The 6,947-nt window shown below is 33.1% G+C and carries 8 protein-coding genes; 5 read left to right on the top strand and 3 right to left on the bottom strand.

The window, feature by feature from the left end:
- Positions 1-642, top strand: a 642-nt coding sequence (locus DNK47_RS03415) for a hypothetical protein (protein ID WP_181454134.1), incomplete at its 5' end; no start/stop codon positions are given.
- Between the two features lie 269 nt (positions 643-911).
- Here DNK47_RS03415 and DNK47_RS00790 read toward each other — a convergent pair.
- Both DNK47_RS00790 and DNK47_RS00785 read right to left on the bottom strand, forming a co-directional pair.
- Positions 912-1,661, bottom strand: coding sequence for a hypothetical protein (locus DNK47_RS00790; RefSeq protein ID WP_112665044.1), 750 nt, complete (start codon positions 1,659-1,661; stop codon positions 912-914).
- A 144-nt stretch (positions 1,662-1,805) separates the two neighbouring features.
- Positions 1,806-2,891 carry an IMP dehydrogenase gene (locus DNK47_RS00785; protein ID WP_112665042.1) on the bottom strand — a complete coding sequence of 362 codons (1,086 nt, stop codon included), beginning with the start codon at positions 2,889-2,891 and terminating at the stop codon, positions 1,806-1,808.
- 235 nt (positions 2,892-3,126) lie between these two features.
- Here DNK47_RS00785 and DNK47_RS00780 point away from each other — a divergent pair, with 235 nt between their 5' ends.
- Both DNK47_RS00780 and DNK47_RS00775 read left to right on the top strand, forming a co-directional pair.
- Positions 3,127-4,632 (top strand): phosphoribosyltransferase, encoded by a 1,506-nt coding sequence (locus DNK47_RS00780; RefSeq protein ID WP_112665040.1) that lies wholly within the window; start codon positions 3,127-3,129, stop codon positions 4,630-4,632.
- Between the two features lie 108 nt (positions 4,633-4,740).
- Positions 4,741-5,391 (top strand): hypothetical protein, encoded by a 651-nt coding sequence (locus DNK47_RS00775; RefSeq protein ID WP_112665038.1) that lies wholly within the window; start codon positions 4,741-4,743, stop codon positions 5,389-5,391.
- 110 nt (positions 5,392-5,501) lie between these two features.
- On the opposite strand, the gene DNK47_RS00770 is transcribed toward DNK47_RS00775, so the two are convergent.
- A complete protein-coding gene (locus DNK47_RS00770; RefSeq protein WP_112665036.1) occupies positions 5,502-5,933 on the bottom strand; it encodes a hypothetical protein in 432 nt (143 codons plus the stop codon).
- 7 nt (positions 5,934-5,940) lie between these two features.
- On the opposite strand from DNK47_RS00770, the gene DNK47_RS00765 reads away from it, so the two are divergent.
- Positions 5,941-6,375 (top strand): hypothetical protein, encoded by a 435-nt coding sequence (locus tag DNK47_RS00765; protein WP_112665034.1) that lies wholly within the window; start codon positions 5,941-5,943, stop codon positions 6,373-6,375.
- Entirely contained in the window at positions 6,311-6,754 is a 444-nt protein-coding gene (locus tag DNK47_RS00760; protein ID WP_181454133.1) for a hypothetical protein, read from the top strand. The genes DNK47_RS00765 and DNK47_RS00760 overlap by 65 nt, the downstream gene beginning before the upstream one ends.
- Positions 6,755-6,947: the final 193 nt, after the last annotated feature.

Below are 6,947 nucleotides of genomic sequence, written 5' to 3'. Positions count from 1 at the left end.
AGGATACCAGCCCTTCCTTGAAAGGGTCTTGTTACCCCTTTCGTTCTAAGTTGCATCGGATGCGCTTTCTTCGCATCCTCATCAGGAGAAAGAACAGTTAAAACCTCCGGGGGTGACACAGCAAAAAATCTAAGATTTATATTAGGTAAAGGATCTAATGGAACAGAGCTATATTTGAGAGTCGAAAAGCCTATTAAAAAACAATTTACGGTGACTGGACAAAATCAATGAGAGGGCGTAACACTTTGGTTCGGAGATACACAGTTAACTAATAAACATAAGTTATGACAAGATGGTAAGCGGAATCAATATTATTTGGTTGAACGACTAGAAAAAGGAGGATATCAATTACAAAACAGGGAAAAAGCACTTCACTGAGACTTGGCGAAAGACATAAAGAAGGCGGGACCTACGTATATAGAGTTAATTAAAGATAGAGAAACTGGAAAGAAGTGGGGTGAAAAAGGGTCTTTTTGGGGGAATCAATGCAAGTACAACTGAAATGGCTATGAATGAGGTGAGAATTGAAGAATTAGAATCCGATGTCGTTCGGATAATTGATCAAATGGATGGGCCAGGGATTGAACTGATGGCCATCATATGACCCTAAATCTAACTAAAAATGACTATGTACTTAACTAATACAAAGAACTAAGTAATAAATCAATTAATTTAACTAACCTGCTCTTAACTTCTAACCAAAAAGAAACTCCTTAAAAATCACCTATCCTAGTAAATTACCTAATCACATCTATCTTTTTATTGTTTGAAAACTTTAAGCTCAAATATATATCAAAGAAAAACAAATTTTGAGATATAAATATTCAACTAAAGAAGAATTTCCGAGATTAAAAAAATTAACAAAGTCAGTTAACTTTTATCTATTTATTAATATTGTTACTCTAAAAAAACTATCTAAAGAAAACTCCTGACAAGAACATTCTTGGATCATCTGTCATAGCATACAAACTTAAATTATCTGGTGTCAATTTAGAACTATGTTCATATAACTCTCCAGAGCCAACTAATAAGTGACATAGTTGTCTAGTTCCATAGTACCGGAAGTTAAGGTTTACAAGAAAATCTCTTTCCACTAACCCAGAAGTAGTTGCATATTCCTCAGAGATTGCAGGAACTATGTTTTCATCTGAAACACTCTCATATTGATTTTTTACATATTCTGTTGCTGATTTAAACACAGTAGTATCTGCTTGCTTTACAAAAGCCTTTAATACTCTTTCTGTTTTATTCCAGTTTTTACTTCTATCCATTGCATAATGTCTTCCGGAAATAGAAGCTAATACAGAATTATTTTCCTTTATCTGCTGTTCTATCTCTGAAAGATCATTTAAAAATTGCTTGGGTGGTACATCTTGGCCATCACTAAATAAATGAACAAAAGCTTTGACTCCGTAATCCTTTGTAACTTTTAAAAAAGCATACAAATGATCTAAATAAGAATCAACCCCTCCTCTAGAAGCAAGAATAAAAACATGTAAGTTAACTTTTCCTTCAGACTTTAACTCTTTAAATAACTTAACAACATCTCTTAACTTGGAAAACTCTCCAGTTTCTATAGACTTATTAATTCTTTCTAATCAATTAATAGAATTCATTTCCTCTACTCCCAAACTCTTAAATCCTGCTTGACAATCACTCATGGAAGCTTTTAAAAATCTTGTTGTTACTTATTTTAAATTTCTCTGAATTTTATATACGTGAAATGAAAGCTAACAACTAACTAAAAACGACCTATTTAAAGATATGAAAATATGTCTAATGGTTATCTCTTTTAATCTATCTAATTAACCAATTAACTTATCAATGCTATGGTAATTACTTCTACTTAATGTTGAAGAAGTAATTCTAGTAAAGACTGCTTTCTCCTTAGCTTCTTTCAAGTTAGTTGCTCCAAAATAACCGAAAGAAGCTTTAATTCCCCACTCAATAGAGTTAAGTATTTCCTTTACTGGTCCTTTAACCTTGACATAACTCTCAATGCCTTCTGCCACTCTCTTGCAAGTAGCAAGTAAATGTCTGTTGTATCTTCCTTCATTATTCCCCCTCATAACTCCATAGCTTCCCATTCCTCTGTAGTACTTGTATTTAATTCCTTCAATTTCAACAATATCCCCAGGACACTCATCAGTACCTGCAATAATATTTCCTAACATAACTGCATCAGCCCCACATGCTATTGCCTTAACTATTTCTCCTGTAGTTCTAATGCCTCCGTCAGCAATAACTAATACTCCTTTATCCTTGCAGTAGTCAGCGACCTCCGCTACTGCATCTATTTGTCCTCTCCCTATTCCAGTAACTATTCTGGTAGTGCAGATAGAACCACAACCAATTCCTACCTTTACTGCATTTGCTCCCCTCTCTACTAAGAATTGAGCCGCTTCAGCAGTAACTATATTTCCAGCAATTAAGTAAACATCTGGAAAAGAAGTAGAAATTCACTTAACTAAATCACCAACACTCTTTGAGTGTGCATGTGCGCAATCTACAACTATTACATTGGCTCCTGCGCCAACCATATTTGTAATTTCTTCTTGAGTGTTATTTACACCCACAGAAACACAAAGAGGCTTACTGTCTCCAAACTCTTCTTTTAGCTTCTTAAGGTTTTCAATGTTTTCAATAGCTTCAACATTTTTATGTAATGGTCCACAGCCCCCATATGCTGTTATTGCTTGTGCCATGCTGTAACCAGTGATGGTATCCATAGCTGCTGAAAATATAGGCACAGAAAGACTTAACTTGTCATTTAACTTAAGGGTTAGATCAACATTCGCAGGAAGAATAGCTGAATAAGCAGGCTTTATCAATACATCATCAAAAGACGATGATGTTTCTGCTTTTGCTATTTTGTCTTTAAAAAACGACATAAATAAATTATTAATTAAATAGTTACTCTACTCCTTTAGTAAATGTTAGAGACCAAAACTTATTAATTAGTGGTTAATACCAATCAGTAATACTTATTCATTTCCATAAACAAACTCCAGAAATATATTAATGGATTCAAGTTGTAACAATTGAGTTTTTATTTCAAAACAAAATTCAAAATTTTGATAAATTATTTAGAATCTAAGTCACTAAAGAAACAAACGGCAAAACAAAATGCCTAGTTTCACAGCTCCTCTAGCGATTGGAATCATTGACAAGCATTGGATTCAAGTAATTAAAGCTCATCTTCTCTGGCACGGAGAACAAAAAACGATTGACCTAGAAACTCTCAATACATCACTTAAAATTCTTGACTCCTTAGTTACTGGCGCCCCTCAACCTTCCTGAGATACTTTTAGAACTCACTGTGCTCGTGCTTTGCCGGCAAAAACAAATGATTTGCTCGCACAAATTCCTCAAAAACCATTTATGAGAATTGTTTGTGCTTTGCTTATCAAAGACAATAACGGAGTGACTTTAAGACAATACTACAAATATAGAGATACTTTTAGAGATCTTGCTTTAAAACATCAGAATGTTGTACAAAAGTTAGATAATGGAAAATTAACTACTGTTGGTTATCAGTTTGCAAAGTTCTATAGCAATATCAAAAAGGTTTTAGATGATCTTGTGATTTCTAGAAGATATGTAGAAACTGTAGCAGATGCAAGTGATTTAGATAATGTGAATGAGGGTTTTTCAGTCGAACAGCTTTCATTTATGGCCCAACAGCTTGAATTGTTTGATGTGCCTTCCTTTTCTTCTTCGAATCAAAATTGATTTGCCGAAAATGCAAAGGAGCTTGCTAGTCTTTCAAAAGGAGTTATTAGATACTTAAGAAGTATGATTGCAAAACAACAAGCAAAAGCTGACAATGCTTTAATGACTGAAGCAGAAGGTTCTGCTGATGCGACAATTTCTTACAATATTGCACAATTTTCAATTGATCTAGATACTTACACAGGCTTGTTTACTCAAATGCATAATGCGTTTGCCGGTGTACGAAAAGTTATTCAAAGCTTGGAAATATTCCCTGATGCTATTCAAGTTGGAATTTCAGATTCAGATAAGAAGAGAATTGGGATCTTTATTGTTCCTCTAATGAAAAGAATCTTCGATGGAGAAAGAAAGAGAGAAGTTTTCGATGAAATCTTCTTTGAAGGTGCAGAAGTTGACAGTATGATTTACAGACTTTCTCAAGAACTTAACAATGAATACAGAGATTCAACAAAACCCGTTTGCTGTGTAGGTTTCACTGAAGGGGCAATTATCTTCTTAGGTAAGATTTTGCCACTATTGAACTTTCCTCTTTATCTGTTAACTGACAAACTTTCATTTTATGGCGCTTCAACTAGCGTTGATTCTTCAAAGAGTATAGATATTAAATTTGATAATTCTAAGTATGATGGTAACAGAGTTATTATTTTTGATGACATCATTGATCAAGGTATCACTGTTCAAAAATTCTTAGAACAAGCTAGAGCTAAAACTAAAGCTGTTGATTTTAAAATATGTATGCTATTTGCAAAGCCTAATCCAAAGAATGTTTATGGGAAGATTGATTTCTTAGGAAGTATGTTACCAAATGTTTGGGTGGTTGGTTACGGATTTGACACCCTCTACAAACACAGAAATGCTGATGCGGTTGGTTCTATCAAAGAAAGTTTCAAGAAGGAATAGTTAATCTTTAGGGTTTAATAGTTAAATTCTTAAGTTATTTAATAAATAGTCAAAAAATTACTAAGTGTTAAAGTTCTTTTTACTTCGACATAGTTAAACTTCTTTAACTTGTCTGCTTACATTAAGCTTATTTCTTTAATTTGTGGGGCTGGAATTGGCCTAGGGGGGGGCATTCCTTTAGCAATTAAGGCCTTACAAGTTAGTTCAAATAACACTGGTATTAAAGAAGGTCAAGCTGTAGTATCATCTTCCGCTTCTACTTCTCCTTCTCCTTCAAATTCTGTTGGCCAATCAATTAGGACTGGAGATAGAGAGGCCAGTGAGATTCAAAAACAAAGGGCTAAATCAAGAGAACAAGGAAATTGTGTTGTTCTTGATGATTCTGATGAAATAACTGATGTGCTTTGAAAATTTGACAAGCTTTCAGATGATTACACTGCTATATATTGCCAAAATACTAATACAGAAACCAGTGTCAAAATTTCTAACTGAACAGGAATATTTTCTGATGATTTACTTTTAAATAGCTGATCTCTTAGGGCTGGAGATAGATTTGACGTAACAACAGAAACTAAAACATTGGGTTCGGGAGATTATCAAACTATTTTCAATGGCAATAGGATGGAAACACCTATTACTGGAGAATGAGGAGAGCCAGTTACCACCGATAAAGGAAAATCAGTAATGATTGTTAAAATTCTTGAGCCGAAGGGTTCACAAGAGTCAATTTATCTATTATTTGAAGGAAATTCCAAATAAAGTAAAGTACACATAAATTAATCAAGTTTCAATAGCCAAAGTATTTTTTTAAAGAAATTAATTATTACTTATTATTTGGTCTAACTCTTTATATAACTTTGCTTTGCTATTTATCTATTTTCGGAAGATCTTGCTTTATCTCTGATAGTTAATATTTGTTGTTCGTATCTTACAGAATAAAATTTCTTTTCTTCTTTTTCATTAGTTAGTTCTAACTTGCATTTCTCAGGAATTAACTTGGTGATCTGTTTTGTAACCAATTGACTAAAGAAATGCAAAGAAGATTGCTGTTCATCTAAATTATGTCTTTGTCCTTTTCTTCCTTTTTGTTTTCCCGCTTCATCCTGAATATCTAATCTCGCATGAGAATAATCCTTTTGATCTTTGGAATAATAAACTCATAGGTCATAATTCCCAAATCAATTAGCGGTACTTGTTTCATTTTTCATTAACTTAATGCTTGAAACTTTCTTGCCAAGAAAAGGAGGTTGTGGCTCTGATCCCCTTTCTTGATTTCTTCCGTTATCAAAAAAATAAAACACAGGTGTTTTGGGGAAGTCGGGGAATGAACAAATTCAGAGCTTTAAATGTTTCTTTCTAGCTGTAGCTCCTAATTTAGCACTTACACAACTTTCTTCTTGAGACTCTGCGTCCCCTACAGTAGCTTTAAATAATTTAGTTAGGGTTGGGTATTTAGGGCCGAAAAAGAAATCTCATTTAAGAGCTAGGGTAGTTGTGCCGGCAACAAATCCACCTCCAGTAACAATTGACTACAAGTTTTTGTATAGGAAGTGATATCACTATCTAAATAGTGATTTATGAGTTCTTAGATTTTATTTTGGATTATTTTTGGGACAGTCTTATAATCAAGTAGTCAATTTTTTATATGTCTTTAGCTCCTTGAAAAATAATTTCAGTAATGGGTCTTGTTCCTGTGGCTGGAATTGTTATAGCTTATCCATTAATTTCTATATACAAAAATAAGGAAGGAGTTGGACTAAAAAGTCTAGAAGACTTTAAAAGGAACTGCTTAGTTTTAGTTAAGGAAAGAGATGATAAGCAATTATTAACTTGTCCAGTAACTAGTAATTCTTCCGATACTAGTTTCTACTTTTATAAGAAAGGAGATAATGAACAATTGCCACAAAAGATTAAAGAAATCAAGGTTAATGAGGGGCGCTTGGAATTAATAACTCTAAACGACCAAAAAATCGAAATCAAGAGTTCTAAATTGAATTTCTTAACCAATAAAGACTTATTAAAAGAATGTAAAGTAAATTGACAAAAGAAAGAAAGTAAAGAAAAAATATTAACTTGCTCTAATCAAACACATTCTCCGAAATTAGAAAATTTGAATAAGTAACAAACAAAAGACAAGTTACAGCATTATCTTTTTACGCCAATAAAATCAAGAAACAAAAACAGTAACTGGTTTTCATTAGTTAGTAAAACAACTAATAGTGTCCTTGAAATTCTCCCGTGAAATTAATTGGTTTTTTTAATATAGTGAATCTTTTCACTAAATTGCCATATTCAAGTTCAATAATGAGTGCTTG

The sequence above is a fragment of the Mycoplasma wenyonii genome (genome assembly GCF_003265155.1).
Classification (GTDB): Bacteria; Bacillota_I; Bacilli_A; order Mycoplasmatales; family Mycoplasmoidaceae; genus Eperythrozoon_A; species Eperythrozoon_A wenyonii_C.
This window is presented reverse-complemented; position numbering and strand designations above follow the sequence as displayed.